Below are 20,310 nucleotides of genomic sequence, written 5' to 3' on the forward strand. Positions count from 1 at the left end.
ATCACATTATGGCTTTGATCTGCCCTGCAAGATACAGCGATCCAGCACCAAATACGATGTCTCCTGATTTCCTCATTGTTACTATATCGGTAATTGCATCCCTTACATTGGTATAATATTTGATCGGAACACCAAAGATGTGATGTTCTTCCTTGCAGTCTTCGAAGGCTGTCTTAAGATCAGCTACTGAAACTGATCTGGAAGTCTCTAAGACCGCCACATAGATGGCATCAAATTCACCACTTAAGAGTATTTTGCAAATGATGTCCCTGTATTGCTTGTCACCAACTATTCCAAATAAAAGAAGCTTTCTGCCCTCTGACGGGATCTCTTTGACAGTATCAAGGAAAGCCTCCATACCATCTATATTATGAGCACCATCAACGTAAATACCTGGGTGAATCTCTTCCATTCTGCCTTCCCACTTGGCACTAAGTAGTCCCTCGCGGATATCAAGTTCGGTGATCTCGGCACCATTATCCCTTAAAAGCTCAGCAGCTGTCACGGCTAGAGCCGCATTTTCAGCCTGATATCTGGCTTCAGTTGATAATTTCAGGTCAACATATTTATCATAAAGGGAATTATATGAAAAAGCAATGTATTTGTTTCCTGATTCATCTCTGATAGTGCTTACATTTTCAATACTTTTGCCTTCTATCATTATTGCTCTTGTATCAAGTTCAAGAGCCCTGTTCTTGATCGTCTCTGAGCTTTCTTTTTGTTTGTCAAAAAAGACTACTGGAACGCCCCTTTTGATGATTCCTGCCTTCTCGCCTGCAATAGCCTCAATGGTATTGCCAAGATACTGCATGTGGTCAAAACCAATCTCAGTAATAATACTAAGTACAGGACTACTGATAGAATTAGTAGCATCAAGTCTGCCGCCAAGTCCTGTCTCTAAAACCAGGTAATCCACAGGATATACATCGTACAGGATCATTGCCATGAAAAAGAGAAACTCAAAATATGTAGGGAAATAATCTTCCTTATCATATTCAAGCACCCTATTTAAGAGCTCAATAAATACTTCCAGAAATATCTTCTCGGAAATATTCTTGCCATCCACGCTAAATCTCTCAGTGATACTGACAAGATGTGGTGAAGTAAAGGTTCCAACGCTGTATCCTGCTGCGTTCAAGATATTAGTCACATAGCAGCATACTGATCCCTTACCATTAGTTCCAGCCACATGGATGATCTTCATATTCTCATCAGGATTTCCAAGAAATGCTAGAAAATCTCTGGTATCTTCAATTGTATGTTTATCTGTAAATCCGGGAATTTCATTGAGAAAAGACTCACACTCATCCAACGAGATACTTTCTCCGTTGTCAAAGCGTGAAATGAACTCCTCCACTTTCCCTCTAACAATATCTTCCATAGCCATCCCTACTATACGTCGTAGTTAAGCCCCTCAACTCAACAATATCATTATAACACGTTAAAATGATTTTTTTATTTTCTCACAAGCACTTCAGACACGCTTTCGCTTAGTTAAAAACGTAACAGTACTAATGCCATAAAAGACATGGCATAAGTACTGACGTTTTTAAATAGTCTGAAGATGTCCTGTGAGATAAATCAAAAAATCATAAGTAAAGGTTTTAAAATAACCTTCATTTTATAGTTGGTTGATCAACTAATAAATTAGCCTTTAAGCTGTGCAAGTCTTTCAGTGATCTGATCGTATGTCTGCTGATATTTCTGCTGCTTCTCTTTTTCTTCGGCAATCTTCTCAGCAGGTGCCTTTGAAAGGAACTTTTCGTTACTAAGCATATTCTTAGATCTCTGAAGTTCTCCTTCAAGCTTCTTCTGCTCTTTTGTAAGTCTTTCAATCTCAGCTGAAAGATCTACAAGATCAGAGAATGGAATATATACTGTTGCGTCAGCAAGTACTACTGATACAGCATCATCTGCGATTCCTGACTTGTCATTCTGGCAAGCTGACTCAGATGCATAAGCAAGTGACTCAAAGAAAAGCTTACCTGTTCTGAAGATATCAAGGACATCTTCCTTGTCACTTACAACAAATACCTTAGCCTTACGTGATGGAGCAACATTCATCTGTGTACGAACGTTACGGATTCCACGAACTGCCTCTTTGATAGTCTCAATAGCCTTCTCATCAGAAGCGAAGTTCCACTCATCCTTGTAAACAGGCCACTTAGAGATCATGATCGACTCTTCCTCATCCTGCATTGTGCAGAAGATCTCTTCTGTAATGAATGGCATATAAGGATGAAGAAGCTTAAGTGCATTGATAAGAACAGTCTGGAGTGTCCAAAGAGCTGCCTCATGTGATACCTTGTCATCTGAATTGTAGAGACGAGGCTTAACCATCTCAATGTACCAGTCGCAGAACTCATCCCAGATAAAGTCATAAACCTTCTGAACTGCGATACCAAGCTCATACTTATCCATGTTCTCTGTAACATCTTTAATAGTGTTGTTGAGCTTTGAAAGAATCCACTTATCAACTGGCTCAAGGCCGGTTGGCATATCCTGGTGAATAGCACTCTTGGCGTCATCAGCCATGTTCATCATGATGAATCTTGAAGCGTTCCATACCTTATTAGCGAAGTTACGGCTGTTTTCTACTCTTTCATTATAGAAACGCATGTCGTTTCCTGGTGCGTTACCTGTAATAAGAGTAAGTCTTAAAGCATCTGCTCCGTAATTTTCGATGATATCAAGAGGATCGATACCATTTCCAAGAGATTTACTCATCTTACGACCCTGAGAATCTCTCACAAGTCCGTGGAAAAGAACTGTGTGGAATGGATATGTTCCCATGTTCTCATAACTTGAGAAGATCATTCTGATTACCCAGAAGAAGATAATGTCATAACCAGTTACAAGGACATCTGTAGGGAAGAAATACTTAAGTTCTCTTGTGTCATGAGGCCAGCCAAGTGTCTCAAATGGCCAAAGAGCTGATGAGAACCATGTATCAAGTGTATCAGGATCCTGTGTAAAGTGAGTATGACCGCACTTAGGACATACTGTAGGAGCCTCTTTTGCTACAACTACCTCTCCGCACTTGTCGCAGTAGTAAGCAGGAATTCTGTGTCCCCACCAGAGCTGTCTTGAAATACACCAATCGCGGATGTTATCTGTCCAGTTGAAGTATGTCTTGTCCATTCTAGGTGGAATGAGCTTGATCTCGCCTTCTTTAACAGCCTTAACTGCTGGTTTGATGAGCTCGTCCATCTTAACGAACCACTGTGCCTTGATCATAGGCTCAACTGTTGTATGGCAACGATCGTGAGTACCTACGTTATGTGAGTAATCTTCGATTTCAACAAGAAGTCCCATCTCATCAAGCTCTTTTACGATGGCATCTCTTGCAGCATATCTGTCCATACCCTCAAATTTGCCACCATTAGCGTTGATAGTAGCATCATCATTGAGGATGTTGATCTCCTCGAGACCATGACGCTTACCAACCTCGAAGTCGTTAGGGTCGTGACCAGGAGTGATCTTAACTACACCAGTACCAAATTCCATATCTACATAAGAGTCTTCTACGATAGGAAGCTCTCTGTTAACAATAGGTAAAAGAACTTTCTTGCCCTTGAAGCTCTTGTATCTTTCATCATCAGGGTTTACAGCTACAGCTGTATCACCAAGCATAGTCTCAGGACGAGTAGTAGCAAACTCAATGAACTCAGTCTTAGAAACAGAGCCATCCTCATTGATGATAGGATACTTGATGTGCCATAAGTGTCCAGCCTGTTCCTCATACTCAACCTCAGCGTCTGAGATAGATGTCTTACATACTGGGCACCAGTTTACGATACGGCTTCCCTTATAGATATAGCCTTTCTCGTGCATCTTGCAGAAGACCTCAGTAACAGCCTCGTTACAGCCTTCATCCATTGTGAAACGCTCTCTATCCCAGTCACATGAAGAACCGAGCTTTTTGAGCTGCTGGATGATAGTTCCGCCGTACTCTTTCTTCCACTGCCAAGCTCTCTCAAGGAACTTCTCACGTCCAAGGTCTCTCTTGTCGATACCTTCAGCCTTGAGAGCATCGATGATCTTGACCTCAGTAGCAATAGAAGCATGGTCAGTACCAGGCTGCCAAAGTGCATTATATCCCTGCATTCTCTTGTATCTGATAAGGATATCCTGCATTGTGTTATCAAGGGCATGGCCCATGTGCAGCTTACCAGTAATGTTTGGTGGTGGAATAACAATTGTGAATGGTTTCTTTGTTTCGTCTACTTCTGCGTGGAAGTATTTCTTTTCTTCCCACTTTGAATAAAGACGGCCTTCAATTCCCTTAGGATCGTAGGTCTTAGCAAGTTCTTTCTTCATAATCCGCTCCTTTATAAAAATGTGTTTTTTGACTAGTTGATAAGTTAATTAAGATAAAAAAAAGTCCCTAGCAGCTATTAACTGCTAAGGACGTAATTAACGTGGTACCACCTTAGTTCACAAAGAAAAAATCTTTGCCTCATTAAACATCTAAGCTAAACTTAAATGCTCTATCCGATAACGCAGATAACGCGGGGACACTTATTGATAAATTGCTATGAAAGCCATCATTTCTGAGTGTCCGGTTCAAAAGCTACCTTCCATATCATCACTACCAGCATCCTCTCAGCGAAGCCAACGGCAACAGACGCTTTCTCTTTAAATAGTGTTATGATATGTACTCCTCTTTCTCATAACCTTTATTCTTATAATAGTAAATATAATATTAGTAAAAAAAGATATTGTCAAATATGAGTTGCTTCATCAAGTGATTTCTGAGAAATAACGGCCTTATGAAGAAGGACAACTTCGCCCTTGGAATTTCTTTTCACTTCATAGAGAGCATTATCTGCAGCATACATATAATCCCAGAGCTTATTGGTCTTTCTAGGTATGGAATTACGGATACCCTGAGAGACAGTCACTATTCCAAGATCAGAATTCTTATTATCAATATGCTTCTCTATAACCTTTTCTCTGATGACCCTGGCATAATTCATTACTTCATCATCTGTCATATCTTCATAGATGATAACAAACTCATCACCGCCATATCTAAAGCCATGAATACTCTTGTTTTTGTCACTAAGCTCTTTTATGACACCTGCAATATGAGTAAGACAGTCATCTCCTGCCTGATGGCCATAAGTATCGTTAAAATTCTTGAAATTATCCACATCCATGATCTCAACAGCGAGAGATTTTCCCTCTGAATAAGCCTTTTCAAAGGCGCAGTCTGCATACTTATTAAGCCCATATCTATTACCAAGACCTGTAAGAGAATCTGTGGTTGCCTGCTTTTGAAGGGTTATATTCTCCTTCTCCATGTTGCTGAGCTTATATCGCAATTCTGTAAAGAACTTATAATTTGCCTGTCTCTCTTTTTCCTGCTCAATAGAATATCTGTAGAACTCTTCCAGTGCCTTTACTCTCTCTGCTTTGTTTCCAATGCTCTCATAGAGCTCACATTTTAATTTTGCATGCTCTTTCTTTAGATTGTGGATATTTAAATCATTTAAAGATCTCTCTGTATTTTTAACTATGCGGACTACCTCATCTACCCAACCTATACTGATAAGGAATCTGCACATACCAAAGATATCTTCCATGTTATCAAGCGGATACTTGTTATTTTGGATCATCCTTAGAAGCTTGGAGACATATTTCTGGAAATTCACCATATCCCCAATAAAGTAGTAGCCTCTTGCCCTGATATCAGCTGCAGTTATAGCGCTATCACCATTTATGTACTCCTGATTCACCTTTGGATTTTGCTCAAGGCGGTCTATTGCCATAAGGCAGTTCTTAACAGAGTCAGGTTTACCCAGCTGCATATAGCAATCCGCTTCAAAACAATAACAATAGAGAATGTTTCTATAATAGAGACTTTCCTTTTCGTTTCTTCTGATATTCTTGTAGGCTGACTGTATTGATTTAAGAGCCTGTTTGATATTGCCGCTCTCATAGTAGATCTGTCCGATATTAAATTCCAAAAATCCCGGAACTCCGCTATTCTCAAGGCCGTCACAACACTTGATTCCTGTTAGGAAGTAATCAAGCGCAAGGTCAGGACTTCCATGATTTAAAGAATCTATTCCAAGAAGATTATAGCATCTGGCAAGATACTCTTTATCCCCAGAATACTGCAAATATTCAATTGCCTTAAGTAAATTGGTGTTGAATTTACGATAATCCGTACTTACAAGATAGTACGCATCTGCAAGATGATAATAGGCATAACCAAGCAAAGAAGGATCATCAACACTCTTAGCCTTGCGAAGGAAACGGTTGCAGGCATTGATATAGCTGTTGGACATACTTCCTCTATTGGTGAGCAATTCATTATTCAAAGTCTGAACTTCATAGTCGTACTTTTCAATGTTCATGTACTTGCCCCATGATTAAGCCAAATAAAGACAACAGTTGAATTAAAGCTATTTTACAATATAACGTACACTATGGCAATCAAATAGTCGATGTGACACATGTGTCACTAATATTTTGGTTTACATATATATATTGACTAATTCAGTCATTGATTTATTTTTACACCGAGATTCGTATATTTTTGTTACCCTTTTTAGATGCCCTATTTTAGCGGTATTTTTAAAACTGTTTTTCGACTAATCCCCAATTTCCACAGAGTTATCCACATGACACATTAGTCATTTATCGAAAACTTTTACATCATTTTTTTGTAAAAACGTCAAATTGAACATTCAATTGCTACAATTTGAACGGTTGTTCGGATTACATAAATTCACAGAATTTAGTTTTATGTAACCCAAAATCAAGATTCTTTATTATTTACGCCTCAAAAAGCAGGTAAAAATTCTCTACACTTCGCTCCAGAACTGGCTTACAGCGTTTTTGACCGTTGTAGTCGAAACTGTTTTATAATTCTTCCACTCTCGTGGAAAAAGTGATCTGTAAGATCCTTGCATGAACCTATCATCCAAAAGTGCTACAACACCAGTATCTTCCTCGGTTCTGATAACTCTTCCAGCTGCCTGAAGAACCTTGTTCATACCTGGATATCTGTAGGCATAATCATAGCCATCAACGCCCTTATCATCAAAGTAAGCCCTGATTATCTCTCTTTCATTGCAGACCATTGGAATACCAGGTCCCACAACGATAACGCCAATAAGGCTATCATACTTAAGGTCTATGCCTTCACTAAATATGCCGCCCATTACACAAAATCCCAGTATGTTCTTGTCTTCCACAACTTCTATATCCATGTGGATGACTTCATTAAGATTCACATTGTTTCCTACTGAGAATCTGTCTAGGAATGACTCTCTAGCTTCCTCACTCATAAAGCTCTTTTGCACAAGTATCTCAGTCGAGGACTCATCATAAAAGTTATCGATAAAGGCCTCATGTACCTCATCAAGGAACTGATGGGATGGGAAAAAGATAAGATAATTGCCGCCTCTTGTACTGATAACGTTATTGATATACTCTGCAATCCTGAAATACTGCTCATCACTTCTCATAGAATATCTGCTGCTAACGTCAGTTCCTATGAAAAGCCCAAGCTTATTTGGGTCAAATATAGACTTAGCATAGATCTCGAAGTCCTCATCTGTTCCACCAAGGAGCTTCTTGTAATACTGAATAGGAAGGAGCGTTGCAGAAAACAATATCGATGCTCTTCCTCTATCCATACACTCAGCTAGATTTCTTGACGGATCAATGCAGCTAAGCCTTACCAAAAAGCTCCCATCCTCTGCAAATTCGCTGTACATCACATAGTGATCATCCACCTTGTCGTAGATAGTAAGGAACCTAGACAGGTCAAAGTAAAACTCCAATATTTCATCCCTTCCAGGACCTTCAGAATGGTTCTCAAGATACTCTGAAATAATGCCAGAAAGCCTATTTAATGGATTTATAAGCTTATCTATAGAAGTTAGTATCGTACAGTCATCGCATTCTCTCTTCATCTCCAGCATAGCTTTGTTGCACTTATCAAGGTGCCCGGCAATGCTAGGATGAAACTCCTTGATGCTACTCTTAAGTTCCAAAAAGCTCTCTTTTCTAAGGACAGCACTGTACATATCTCTTCCCCTATCAAGGAGATTGTGGGTCTCATCCACAAGGAAGACGTAATCTCCCTTGGTACCCTCTGCAAAAAATCTTCTAAGATAGACAAATGGATCAAATACATAGTTATAGTCGCAGATCACAGCATCTGCCCAAAGGCTCATATCAAGAGACATTTCAAATGGGCAGACCTGGTGCTTTTTAGCATATTCAAGTATCTTTTCCCTGTCAAAAGAGTCTTCATGGGTCAGCATGTCATAGATTGCATCATTTATCCTGTCGTAGTGACCATTTGCATAAGGGCAAGCCTCAGGATTACAGTTTCTCTCCTCTTCTCCAAGGAAGCATATCTTGTCCCTGGCAGTAATGGTCACTGTCTTCATCTTGAGATTCTGGGCCTTTCTAAGTGTATTAAAGGCCTCTTCTGCCACTGTCCTAGTAATAGTCTTGGCCGTCAGGTAAAAGAGCTTATTTATCTTGCCTTCTCCCATGGCTTTGACGCTTGGAAACACGGTAGTAATGGTCTTTCCGGTTCCAGTTGGAGCCTCCAAAAAGAGCTTTTTGCCGTGGATGATAGTTCTGTATACTCCTGCTGCTAAGTCTTTTTGTCCATCTCTGTATGGGAATGGGAATTGGACAGCCTTAATAGAAGTGGTCCTTATATCCTGCCAATCACATTCAAAGTCAGCCCACTTCTTGTATTTACCTATCAGGTCGTCAAACCAGGAAATGATCTGGGCTGAAGAGAAATTGTAGTCAAAATACTTCATTTCCTCTGTTTCTATATTGCAATAGCTCATCCTGATATTGATCTCTGGACAGCCTGTCTCTCTGGCATAAATAGCGCCGTAGCACTTAGCCTGAGCAAGGTGCGTAGTAACAGGGTCCTTCATCTTTTTAAGATCTCTGTAGGTTCCCTTTATCTCATCTATCAATGGATTAGCTTTTTTGCCCTCAATAAAATTCTCCTGGCCGTCATAGACATCTGTTTCGCCAAAGTATTTATCAAGAATTCCATCGGCTCTTCCAGAGATCACAAGGTCGTATCTTTCAGTACTATAAACATATTTAAGCGGAACCTCGGCATGATAATCAGCCCCCATGCTCTTTTGGATCATGCGGTGTATCCTGCTGCCCTCCTGCATAGCATCTGCAGGTGAAGCCTGTATTCTATTGTCTAAACTTCCGCTTCTAAGTAGAAACTCCACAAGTCCGCGGACTGAAATCTCTATTGTCATCTGTTATCCTCATAAACAAGGCATTTGGAGCAATAGAAAAGCTCCATGGTATATTGTATACCATGGAGCTTATTCGTACTACAATGAACATTCAATTTAATGATATTAGCAAGCAATTGCGAGAGACTTAAGATACTGCTCGAATTCCTCGTCATATCCGTTGTACTCTACTGTGAGAGCCTTTGTCAGGTCGAGTCCGAAAACTCCAAGAATCGACTTAGCATCAACTACATATCTATTGTAATAAATGTCTATATCAAAGTCGCATTTAGTAGCTGCATTAACAAAGTCCTGAACCTGACTAGTTTTAAGCATAATTGTCTTTTTGCCAAACATAATAGCCACTTCCTTTCTCCATTTAGGACTCATAACAATATATCTTGAAATTGTGTCCATTATGTGAAAAGAGTGTGGATTTTTTTATAACAATTGTATACCATTTTTAGTTGCTTCTTCTACCATCTCGTCAGGCCAGATAGAGCACTGAACTTCGCCTATATGGGCCTTTCTAAGGAAGAACATACAGATTCTTGACTGTCCGATTCCACCACCAATTGTGTATGGAAGCTCACCATCTAAGATAGCTTTCTGGAATGGAAGCTTAGCTCTTTCTGTGCAACCAGCCTTCTCAAGCTGAGACTCCAAAGACTTGGCATCTACACGGATACCCATACTTGAAAGTTCAAGAGCAATGTCAAGAACTGGATAATAAACAATAATATCAGCGTTGAGTTCCCAATCATCATAGTCTGGAGCTCTTCCGTCGTGCTTCTCACCTGATGCAAGAAGATCGCCGATCTTCATGATGCAGACAGCACCCTTAGCCTTGGCAATATAGTACTCACGCTCTCTTGGTGAATACTCAGGGAACATATCTTCAAGTTCCTGTGTTGTAATAAAGAAGATCTCATCTGGAAGGATCTCTTCGATGTAATCATACTGAATGGACATGAACTTCTCAGTCTTTCTGAGAACCTTGTATACGTTCTGAACTGTTTCCTTGAGGAAATCGATGTTTCTGTCCTTTTTATCTATAACCTTTTCCCAGTCCCACTGGTCTACGAAGATTGAGTGGATATTATCAGGAACCTCATCACGGCGGATGGCATTCATATCTGTATAAAGGCCTTCACCAACATTGAAACCATACTTCTTGAGGGCATATCTCTTCCACTTAGCAAGAGAATGTACAATCTCAGCCTCGCGGCCACCCTCATTGAGGATATCGAAAGCAACTGGTCTCTCAACACCATTAAGGTTATCATTAAGTCCTGACTCAGGAATTACAAAAAGAGGAGCAGTAACTCTCTGAAGATTAAGTCTTGTTGAAAGCATACCCTGAAAGAAATCTTTAACAGTCTTGATTCCTACCTGAGTATCATGCAGATCTAGAGCTGATTTATAGTTCTTGGGAATTTTAAGGTTTTCCATATTCTTTAACGCTTTCCTTTACTAAAATATTCATATTCAATTAAATATCTTTTTAGCCTAGATTGCAAGAAAAAAATTCTTGATATTTAGTGGCATCTGAAGCACTTAATGTGGCAACTATCTTTATGCCTTCAGGAAGATATTCCGTACTCTTTACTATTCCTCTCTCGTTAAAAGAGCTAAGAACAGCCCCTTCAGAATATGGAAGGATGAGTTCATACTCTGCTTCGCTTTCTGAAAGTTTCTTTTCTATAAGGTCAATGAGTGTATCCAGGCTGTCATCAGCCTTAGCTGATATATATATCCTGTCATCCATCATTCTTGGAACATCCATTACTAGCTGACTGCTTTCTTTTTGCTGTTCCTGTACGATATCTGACTTATTAAATACATAAAGAACCGGAATATCGCCGGCGCCTATCTCTGTAAGAGTCTCTTTGGTCACATCCATATGATAGCGGTACTCAGGATCACTAAAATCAACTACTTCTAATAGAATATCCGCGTACTTAGCCTCATCAAGGGTAGATCTAAAGGCCTTAACCAGGGAATGTGGAAGTTCACTGATAAATCCTACTGTGTCTGCCAAAAGAAATGGTCTGCGTCCTGGAGCAGCTATCTTTCTAACTGAAGTATCTAAAGTTGCAAAGAGCATGTCTTTTTCAAGGACCTGCTTCTCGTCATAGGCTTCTCCGCCATACATGCGAAGAAGATTGTTCATGATAGTAGATTTGCCGGCGTTAGTGTAGCCCACCAGGGATATGCGTGGCATTCCAGAATTTATTCGCTTTCCTCTCTGGGTTGTTCGCTCTTTTTCTACATCATCAAGCTCTCTTCTAAGCTCAGCCATACGATGCTCGATCCTACGTCTATCAAGCTCTAGCTGTTTCTCACCCGAACCCTTGTTGGATAACCTGCCGCTACCGCCGCCCTGCCTTGAAAGAGCCTTTCTCATATGGGCAAGTCTAGGAAGCATGTACTGGGGCTGCGCATATTCAACCTGAAGCCTTGCTTCCCTTGTTTTGGCACGCCTTGCAAATATCTGGAGTATAAGACCTGTTCTGTCTATAACCTCTGTATCTAGCGCCTTTTCAAGGTTTCTAAGCTGCATTGGTGAAAGAGTATCATTAAAGATAATGATATTAGCGTCAAACACATCAAGAGAAGACCTTACTTCTTCGACCTTACCGCTTCCAATGTAGGTACTTCTGTCGGGGCTTGGAAGAACCTGGGTAACAATACAGACCGCGTCTATATCTATAGCCTTAGTAAGCTCTTTTAACTCGTCCATAGATCTCTCAAAATCTGATTCACTTCTATTAACATTAAGACCAACCAAGATAGCCCTTGGATCTGCAGTCTCTTTTACGTTTTCATATATAGTATTTTTCATATATTTACCTCCGTGTAGCTATTGACAAACCCCTGGGCTAAGCGTTTAATAAGACTAGAAAAAAAACATATTGTCCGCTAGGGGAGCAATGCTGAGAGTGTACGTGCAATGCACGTCTAACCCTTATTACCTGATCTGGTTAGTACCAGCGTAGGGAAGCACGATTGATTATAACATCTTTTATCTGATGTGAGTACAAATAACCTCCCTTTATGTGGCAAAAGGGAGGTATTTTTATGAATTCATTATTCTACGAAATAGTCGATGACGGCTATGTTACTTATGGTTTTACATCTCTTGGTTATGCAATTGGCATAATCCTTGGAGTCCTGCTTCTTTTGTCCATTAGCTATTTCATCAACAAGGACGGAAAGGGTGCTATCAGCATCAAACAGCTCACAACATCAGCTCTTTGCCTTGCTCTTGCATTTGTTTTATCTAATGTAAAGCTCTTCAAGGCTCCAATGGGCGGTTCAGTTACACTTCTTAGTATGTTCTTTATCACATACATCGGATATCTCTATGGTGCAAGAATCAGCTTGTCAGCAGCTTTTGCCTATGGACTTCTCCAGCTTATTGTTGACCCATATATCATCAGTGCTCCTCAGCTTATATGTGACTACTTCCTTGCATTTACTGCCCTTGGTCTTGCAGGTTTCTTCTATAACAAGAAGCACGGCATGTATATTGGTTACCTTGTTGGAATCTTCGGAAGATTCGTATTTTCAACACTTTCAGGTGTCATCTTCTTTGCAGATTACGCTCCAGAGGGCATGTCACCAATTCTTTACTCAGTTCTTTACAATGGCTCATATATCGCAGTTGAAGCTATCATCACAATTGTAGTCATCGCAATTCCTGCAGTTCACTCAGGTCTCAACCGCCTCAAATTTGAGCTCAATGAAAAGACACTTAAAAGATCCGTTACTGTAAGCTAAGAGGAATCTCTTTTCCCAAAGAAAAGGAATAGATATAAACTTCCTTAACCTTCATATTGGTGGAAGCTTCCAAGGCTTCTTTGTAATAGTCAAGCTGGATCCTATAACGACTCACAAGTTCAGTTTCATCACTGACCTTGTCTGTCTTATAGTCCAGCAGTACTATTTCACCATCTTCTACAAAGAAAGCATCGATAATACCCTGTATGAGCACCATCTCGCCATCAGGGAATTTCTCATCAAGCCTACCTGCATCAATTCCCATCATAAATGGTTTTTCTCTCATAAGTGCATCGCTTCTATAGGCTTTACCCATTCTTTTTCCTAGATCTGTCAAAAGAAATGTGGCAACGTCCCATTTATTGACTGCGCTTTCGTATTCGGCAGGGATTACCTTTTCAGTAGTCTTCTTAGAGAGCCACTTTTCTACTTCTTCTGCTATCTCTTTCTTGGAAAGGTCCTTTAGATCAGTATTACCATAGATATCTTCGTCCAAAAGCTCCATGATCCTGTGGTATGCAGTACCTCTTTCTGCTCCAGAGAGCTTACCTTCTACAGGTTCATAAACAGGGGCGTTCTCTTTACTTATATCCTTAGTAAATACCTCGCCTTCCTGCTCAAGCACATGCTTTTTGAGCTCTGTAACAGTAGTCTTGGTAAAAAGGCCTTTAAGATCATCAAAGGCGTACCTAGCGCTGAATTTCTCTTTTAACTTATCTGAAAGGTCTTTATCAAATTCAGAATCGGCGTCTGCTTCAAGCTCAGCTCTTCTGATAACACCTGCTACGCCTTGGCTTTCGATTATTGCTGCAAGGTCACTATCTGAAAGGCTCTTAAATGTAAGCGCTGGAACATCTTTTTCATCGTCAAAATGCGCCTTTACGCTGTCATAGGATATCTCATATTTAGTAAGCAGCTCTTTTACCTGAGGATGCCTTATAAGGGCAGCCAAAACAAAATCGAGATAGCCCCCGAAGGAAAGTCTCATTGAATAAGGCAAAAGCTCTCCGCTTTCTGCAATTACCGGAAGATTGCGGACAGCCTTTATAAGAGTATCTGCAAGCTTTTTGACATAGGCAGTCATAATGAGCTTTTCCTTGGCTCTTGTAAGGGCAACGTAAAGGACTCTAAGCTCTTCACCAAGACTATCTGTATTCATCTTGTCAGCTATCATGATCCTTTTTAAGGTGTCGTATTTAACCCTAAGCTCAGTATCTATGCACTTTACGCCTATACCCAGGTCAAGGTCAGTTACGATATCGCCCTTGGTGTCCATCCTGTTAAAGTTCTTGGAAAGGCCCGCAACAAACACTACAGGGAACTCGAGACCTTTACTTTTATGAATACTCATGATGCGGACAACATTGGCGTTTTCATCTATTATGCCTGCTTCGCCGTAGTCCACCTGAACGACCTTGAGATGCTCGATATATCTTACAAAATGGAACAAACCTCTAAAGCTTGTCTTTTCGAAATTTGCTGCATTTGTCAAAAGAAGCTCAAGATTAGCTCTTCTCTTTTCTCCTGCAGGCATAGCTGTGATATAGCTGTCAAATCCTGTCTTATCCACTATATACTGCAAAAGCTCATGAACAGGGGTGTAAACAGATCTTTCCCTGAAATCTTCTATTAAATCCACAAAAGATTTTAATTTTGGATATGAATCCTCAGACTTTTCCACAAGTCCCTTGATTCCTCTGTAAAAAGAGTCAGTTTCTGACAGGTCTTCATCACCATCAATAGCTATTCTGATGCTTGCAAGCTCTTCATCAGAAAAACCGCCTATACATGAATGCATAACACTTACAAGTGGAATATCCTGAAGTGGGTTATCCACGATGGTAAGGAGATTAAGAAGTATAGACACCTCCCAGGCATCGAAATATCCACTTTTTGACTCTATATATGCTGGAATTCCCTGGGATTCCAATGTATTCTTAAACACATCATCCCAGCCAGCGTTACTTCTAAGAAGGATTACAATATCTTTGAAGCTTAGCTCTGGGTCTTCCTTCATAAGCTCATGGATCCTGCCAGCGATGGCTATAGCCTCTTTTTCCTTGGCATCGTAAGCTGTCATATCTACTGAGCCGTCATAGGTTTCTTCCCCATCGATCAGCATGAGCTCAGGTGTTACCCCATAGGTAGCAGCTGGATAATCAGCTCCAGTCACAAGCTCTGCGTCCTTGTCATAAGCTACTCCTCCAAGGTCAGTGCCCATGATCTTCTTAAATATATAGTTTGTGATCTCAAGAACTTCTTTTCTACTTCTAAAGTTCTTGTGAAGGTCGATCCTATGGTTCTTGGCTCCCTTTTCCTTGTCATAGGAGGAGAGCTTATCCATGAAGATCTCAGGTCTTGCAAGTCTGAACTTATAAATACTCTGCTTGACATCGCCAACCATGAATCTCTCGGACCTTCCGGCCTCTTCTCCTGCAATTGACTTAAGTATCAGTTCCTGTACGTTGTTACTATCCTGATACTCATCAATAAGGACTTCCTTGAAATAGTCTCTATATTCAAGGGCCACAGCAGATGGAGTATCTCCTGGATGCTCAACTAATATCTGCAGAGCAAAGTGCTCCATATCTGAAAAGTCTATGAGCTGGTTCTCACGCTTTTTGGCATCGTAGCGCTTCTTGTATTCAAGGGTTAGTCTACACAGCTCTTTTACCGCCCTATCACAGAGCTTCATCTGAGCTACTACCGTTTCTGATGGAAGTGCAAGATAGTTCTCTATGAGTTTCTTAACGATATCCTTTACATCATCCCTAAGACTCTTTGCATATTCCTTCTTTTCCTCAGATACGGAAGGGTCCTTTTTTCCCGGGAGTCTGTCGAAGGTAATCCCGCGAACCCTGTCAAATAGCTCATCGTAGGTATTATATTGTAAAACCGCATCAATACTGTCTTTTTCGATCTGAAACCTGTCACCATAGTAATATGGTCCATCTGGCTCATTGGTAATACTGATAGCTGTATCAAGCTTCTGTGAAGCCTCTTTTAGTGACCTCTTGATATATGTAACACAGTCCTTTACCCACTCTTCCTCATCAAAAGAGCTATCTCCAAGGTCATAGTCTGATGCTCTGCCTTCGATCCAGTCCTCTGGCCAAGGCATACTCATAGAAAAACGGTAAAGCTCTCCAATGTATTCCTCAACCTTTTTGTCATTACTTCCTGTACTAAAGTAGTCCATGCAATAGAGGAATTCCTCATTGCCACTTTCTTTGGCAAGAGCGTACTCGTCTTCAAAGAGCTGCTTCATAACTTCTTCCTGAAGAAGGCGAAGCTCTCCGTCATCTCCCACATGGAATGAAGGGTCAAGACCTATTACATTAAAGTTATTTCTAAGAACATACTGGCAAAAGGCATCTATAGTTGTGATCTGAGCATTGTGGATAAGTGTCTCCTGTTTTTGAAGGTGTTTATTATCCGGATCAGTCAACAATTTTTCCTGAATTGCAAGAGTTATCTTTTCCTTCATCTGTGCAGCAGCTGCCTTAGTGAAAGTCACCACAAGCAGATGATCAATGTCCATATCGCTACTGATCATCTGAATTATTCTCTCTACAAGTACAGCTGTCTTACCTGAGCCAGCTGCGGCAGATACTAGTATATTGGCGTCTCTTGCATCAATAACAGCCTGTTGTTCTTCTGTAAATTTAACTCCCATAGTGTCTTCCTAATTTTTAAAATCTAGAATTAATTATTCTCTGATCTAATGATTTCCATCGCATCGCTACTTGAGATATCAAGATTTCTCTTACTATATCCCTTAATTGATTCGTCATATCCGCATATAGAGCGGTATGAACAGTATGTGCAGGATGACCTGTCACCCATCTCATAAGGATTAACCTCGATATTACCGTTTAGAATGCTCTTTCCGAACTCTCTTATTTTCTTTTCAGTAAATCTTGAGATAGCTCCGTAGTCAGAATCACTTAATGTAGCAGATCTGGAAGATAAGCTGCCGTCCTTTTTAAATTCAACTGGAATGATGTCAGACTTACCATTTATGCTGCCGTCAAGCATCTGTATGACATCCATTCTTTCGCTGACCACACCAGTCATTTTAAGTTTTTGTTTTATCTCTTCATTGATAACATCTGGTTGTAAATCATTTTTTCCTTCAGCCATAGGATCATCTACGTGATAATAGAGGATCGCAGCAGGTAATACTTCTTTTCCACCTGACATTTTCTTACTTGTAGCTGTTGCAACATTCATATACATGACCAGCTGCAGTTGTAAGCCATAATATAGTGATGCCACATTGAATTTATGATTTCCGGATTTGAAATCTATTACCTTTACATAAACGTGATCTGAATCTTCATATAGATCAACTCGGTCAATCCTTCCACGAAGTTTCATCTTCTCAGTGATATTCTTTTGCTCATCTTCTGAAAGAGCTATATTGATCTCATCAATATTACCTGCTTCTCTGAAATCCATCTCCACAAATGCAGGCTCAAATTTTCCTTTTGAGATCTGATATTGAAGGGTGTCTACTGTTCTTAAAAGTATCCTTCTGATCCTTTCGATCATGAATTGATTACGGGCGTTACTTAAAAGAATTGTCTCTCCGTAGCCATCAACACACTCTGTTAAAGCACGATTTAATATTTCCTCGGACTTCTCTTTTGGCAAGTCTCTCCACTTTGTATCGCTGCTCATGATCTCAGAGGTGTACTTCTCAAGAACAGCATGAAAAACATTACCAAGATCTGACACATCAAACTCGTATTCTTTTCTCTCTTCAAGGTGAAGACCGTAGCGAATAAAGTGTGCATAACAGCATGAAGCAAATTGTTCAAGTCTACTTACTGAGTTTTCAAGTGTAGCTCCATATAAAGTAAGTGCTATAGCCTTGGCAAGAGGTCTGTTTTCATATTGCTTGAAGGCCGCATCTGTGATCTGGTCGATAAAACTGTTATCACCATTTTCTGCAAGAAGATCTTTTATGGTCTTATAAAGTGTCAAAAAGTTCTTTTTGTCTTGGCCTCGAAGGAAGCCATTTGCGTACTCCCTCATCATAACTGACAGCTTGTCCCTACTGTCCATAAGCTTAACTGACTGGCTTTCAAAATCACCATCTTCAGGTCTTGAAATGGTGATATTAGAAAACATAGTTGTTATCTTGGATATAAGATAAGCTGGCCGCAGGCTCTTTCCATCAGGAGTAAGTTCTGCAAAAGAAAGATACAGCTTGTCCGTAGGCTTAGTCAGGTTCATGTACAGATAAAGCCTCTGGATATACATTTGCTGCCTTGGAGTTGGCGCAAGTTCAACGTTATCAATTGAATCAGCAAGGAACTGCCTGTCGATATCTGATAGGATTCCGCCGCCCCCAGCATTTGATGGGATATTTCCATCATTGACGCCAAGGAAGAATAAAACCTTAACCTCGCAAAGTCTTGTTCTTTCGATATCACCTACGATTATCCTGTCTACATCCTGAGGAATGGTACCAACTTCAATATCTGCAAAGCCTGTTGATAGAATTTCCTTATACTCAGAAAGTTCTATCTTTTCATCCCCAAGAAGACCATCCATCTGTCCTAAGAGAGTCATTATCTTGTCGTAGATCTGGTCGTACTCTCTAGCCTTTTTAAGGTCACCCTCTGCCTCGAACTTATCTCTATAAGCTTCAAGCTTTTCCTTAGAGTTATTACTCTCTATTACTGTCAAAAGAGCCTTTGTAATATCCTTTACTGTTCCCTTTTTAGAATCAGCAAGTGGTTTAAGAGATGTACTTATGGCATTCCTCATTGCATCCAGCTTCTGAAGGAGCTCTAGCTCTTTTTCTGAAGCCTTTTCAGACTTACCTGCCGATACAAATCGCTTTGGCATACGTCTCATAAAGCAGTCTTCCCACTGTTTTCTGCCTTTGATGCCAAGTGCTCTTACATAGTTTTCCAAAAGATCTGTATCTTCCGGGCTAAAATCTGACATTCCACTTCGCATGAAATGGAAGACGTCTTCATATCTATAGCCTGAGATCACGATATTTATGGCACTTGTAATATATTCGATAATAGGATTAAGTATCAGGCTGCTATTCTTATCAATATAAACTGGAATATCGAATTTACGTGCCTGATTGCTGATAATATCTGCATAACTATCAAGACTTCCACATACAAGAGCAATATCTCTATAGGCGTAGCCGTCATCCCTTATAAGGTCAGAAATCTTAATAAGAGCCTGTCTTACTTCTTCGTTTATGGTCTGAGCCCTGAAGATCTCTATTCCGCTGGCACCATCTGTAAACTTATTGGCATTATATCTAAAGAGGTTCTGCTCTAGGAATGCAAGTGAAGGGTTATTTTCAAGTCTTTTAACTGTTTTATCAGTTATGAATATATCTCCACCCTGGGACTTTTTGGACATTTCTTCATTTCTTGCATTTCTATATGCCTCAAATGAAGGAACGCCAAGAGCTCCCTGTTCCTGAAGAAGGCTGTATTCGAGTTTTTCAAGGTCATAGACAGTTTTTTTACTGAGCATAAAGAGTTCCTGCTCTTCAAAGGAGCCTGTATAAGGGTCATCTTCAGGGCTTATAGTCAAAGAGACTACAACCTCTTTGCTGACAGCAAGGAGCATCTTGATAACTCTGTACTGAATAGGTGTAAAGCCTGTAAAACCGTCAAATACGATGACACTATCCTTTAGGATCTTGGATGATGGTATGGCGCCGCACAATACATCCAGAGTTTCCTCTGTAGTAATGTATTTGTCCTTTATATATGCCAAAAACTCGCTATAGAGAAGTCTTAGATCCTTTATCTTGGCGTTTAGTGCACCCTTCTTGGAGCTCTTTTCCTCCAAAATAGCAAGTCCCTCATCTCCAATGCCATACTGCATGAACTCAGAGATCGTGGACTTAACCTCATCTATATAACCGGGTTTATGCATATTTTTGCCAATTATAGGGAGTTTATCGCCCAGGATGTCTGATACTCGCCTTAGAACAAGGCTCTTTCCCAGATCATCAAGCACAGAAAAAGAGCTAAGGCCTGCCTCTTCAAAGATTCTATGCGAAAGCCTGCCAAAGCTCAGAACATCGATATTCATTATTGCATGGGAAGGGTGCATCCTTACTACATCCTTCTGAGTCTGCATCGTGAACTGATCTGGAACTATGATGATATAATTAGTTCCAAGATCCCTCATACTTCTTTCAATTACTTCGTTGTAAAGTCTGGTACTTTTCCCCGAGCCAGACGCCCCAAAACAAAACCTTAACATGTGTATGCTATACCACCTATTA

Annotated in this window: 10 protein-coding genes, 1 riboswitch and 1 other annotated feature; of the genes, 1 reads left to right on the forward strand and 9 read right to left on the reverse strand. The window is 40.3% G+C overall.

Annotation, left to right across the window (positions count from 1 at the left end):
- Window position 1 precedes the first annotated feature (1 nt).
- The 7 genes from BLS24_RS05560 to hflX form a co-directional block, all read right to left on the reverse strand.
- Complete coding sequence (locus tag BLS24_RS05560; protein ID WP_176764347.1) at window positions 2-1,381, reverse strand: bifunctional folylpolyglutamate synthase/dihydrofolate synthase; 1,380 nt, start codon at window positions 1,379-1,381, stop codon at window positions 2-4.
- A gap of 266 nt (window positions 1,382-1,647) precedes the next feature.
- Window positions 1,648-4,320 carry a valine--tRNA ligase gene (locus tag BLS24_RS05565; RefSeq protein WP_091756946.1) on the reverse strand — a complete coding sequence of 891 codons (2,673 nt, stop codon included), beginning with the start codon at window positions 4,318-4,320 and terminating at the stop codon, window positions 1,648-1,650.
- Between the two features lie 83 nt (window positions 4,321-4,403).
- Window positions 4,404-4,683 (reverse strand) — a binding site (T-box leader).
- A gap of 41 nt (window positions 4,684-4,724) precedes the next feature.
- Entirely contained in the window at window positions 4,725-6,365 is a 1,641-nt protein-coding gene (locus BLS24_RS05570) for a tetratricopeptide repeat-containing diguanylate cyclase (RefSeq protein WP_091756948.1), read from the reverse strand.
- A 450-nt stretch (window positions 6,366-6,815) separates the two neighbouring features.
- Window positions 6,816-9,269, reverse strand: coding sequence for an ATP-dependent DNA helicase (locus BLS24_RS05575; protein ID WP_091756950.1), 2,454 nt, complete (start codon window positions 9,267-9,269; stop codon window positions 6,816-6,818).
- Between the two features lie 105 nt (window positions 9,270-9,374).
- On the reverse strand, window positions 9,375-9,605 hold the full coding sequence (locus tag BLS24_RS05580; RefSeq protein WP_091756952.1) for an HPr family phosphocarrier protein: 231 nt from the start codon (window positions 9,603-9,605) through the stop codon (window positions 9,375-9,377).
- A gap of 84 nt (window positions 9,606-9,689) precedes the next feature.
- Window positions 9,690-10,700 carry an aspartate--ammonia ligase gene (asnA, locus tag BLS24_RS05585; RefSeq protein WP_091756954.1) on the reverse strand — a complete coding sequence of 337 codons (1,011 nt, stop codon included), beginning with the start codon at window positions 10,698-10,700 and terminating at the stop codon, window positions 9,690-9,692.
- Window positions 10,701-10,752: 52 nt separating this feature from the next.
- Complete coding sequence (gene hflX / locus BLS24_RS05590; protein ID WP_091756956.1) at window positions 10,753-12,093, reverse strand: GTPase HflX; 1,341 nt, start codon at window positions 12,091-12,093, stop codon at window positions 10,753-10,755.
- A gap of 69 nt (window positions 12,094-12,162) precedes the next feature.
- Window positions 12,163-12,267: riboswitch (TPP riboswitch) on the forward strand.
- Between the two features lie 62 nt (window positions 12,268-12,329).
- Here hflX and thiT point away from each other — a divergent pair.
- Window positions 12,330-13,031, forward strand: a complete 702-nt coding sequence (thiT, locus tag BLS24_RS05595) for an energy-coupled thiamine transporter ThiT (RefSeq protein ID WP_242872240.1) — start codon at window positions 12,330-12,332, stop codon at window positions 13,029-13,031.
- Here the strand turns inward: thiT and addA are convergent.
- Together addA and BLS24_RS05605 are read right to left on the reverse strand one after the other, a co-directional pair.
- Window positions 13,018-16,707 carry a helicase-exonuclease AddAB subunit AddA gene (gene addA / locus BLS24_RS05600; RefSeq protein ID WP_091756960.1) on the reverse strand — a complete coding sequence of 1,230 codons (3,690 nt, stop codon included), beginning with the start codon at window positions 16,705-16,707 and terminating at the stop codon, window positions 13,018-13,020. The two genes, thiT and addA, sit on opposite strands and share 14 nt — an antisense overlap.
- Before the next feature lie 29 nt (window positions 16,708-16,736).
- Entirely contained in the window at window positions 16,737-20,288 is a 3,552-nt protein-coding gene (locus tag BLS24_RS05605; protein ID WP_091756962.1) for a PD-(D/E)XK nuclease family protein, read from the reverse strand.
- Between the last annotated feature and the right edge of the window lie 22 nt (window positions 20,289-20,310).

It is taken from the genome of Butyrivibrio sp. INlla18 (assembly GCF_900103635.1).
In the GTDB taxonomy this organism is placed as follows: domain Bacteria; phylum Bacillota; class Clostridia; order Lachnospirales; family Lachnospiraceae; genus Butyrivibrio.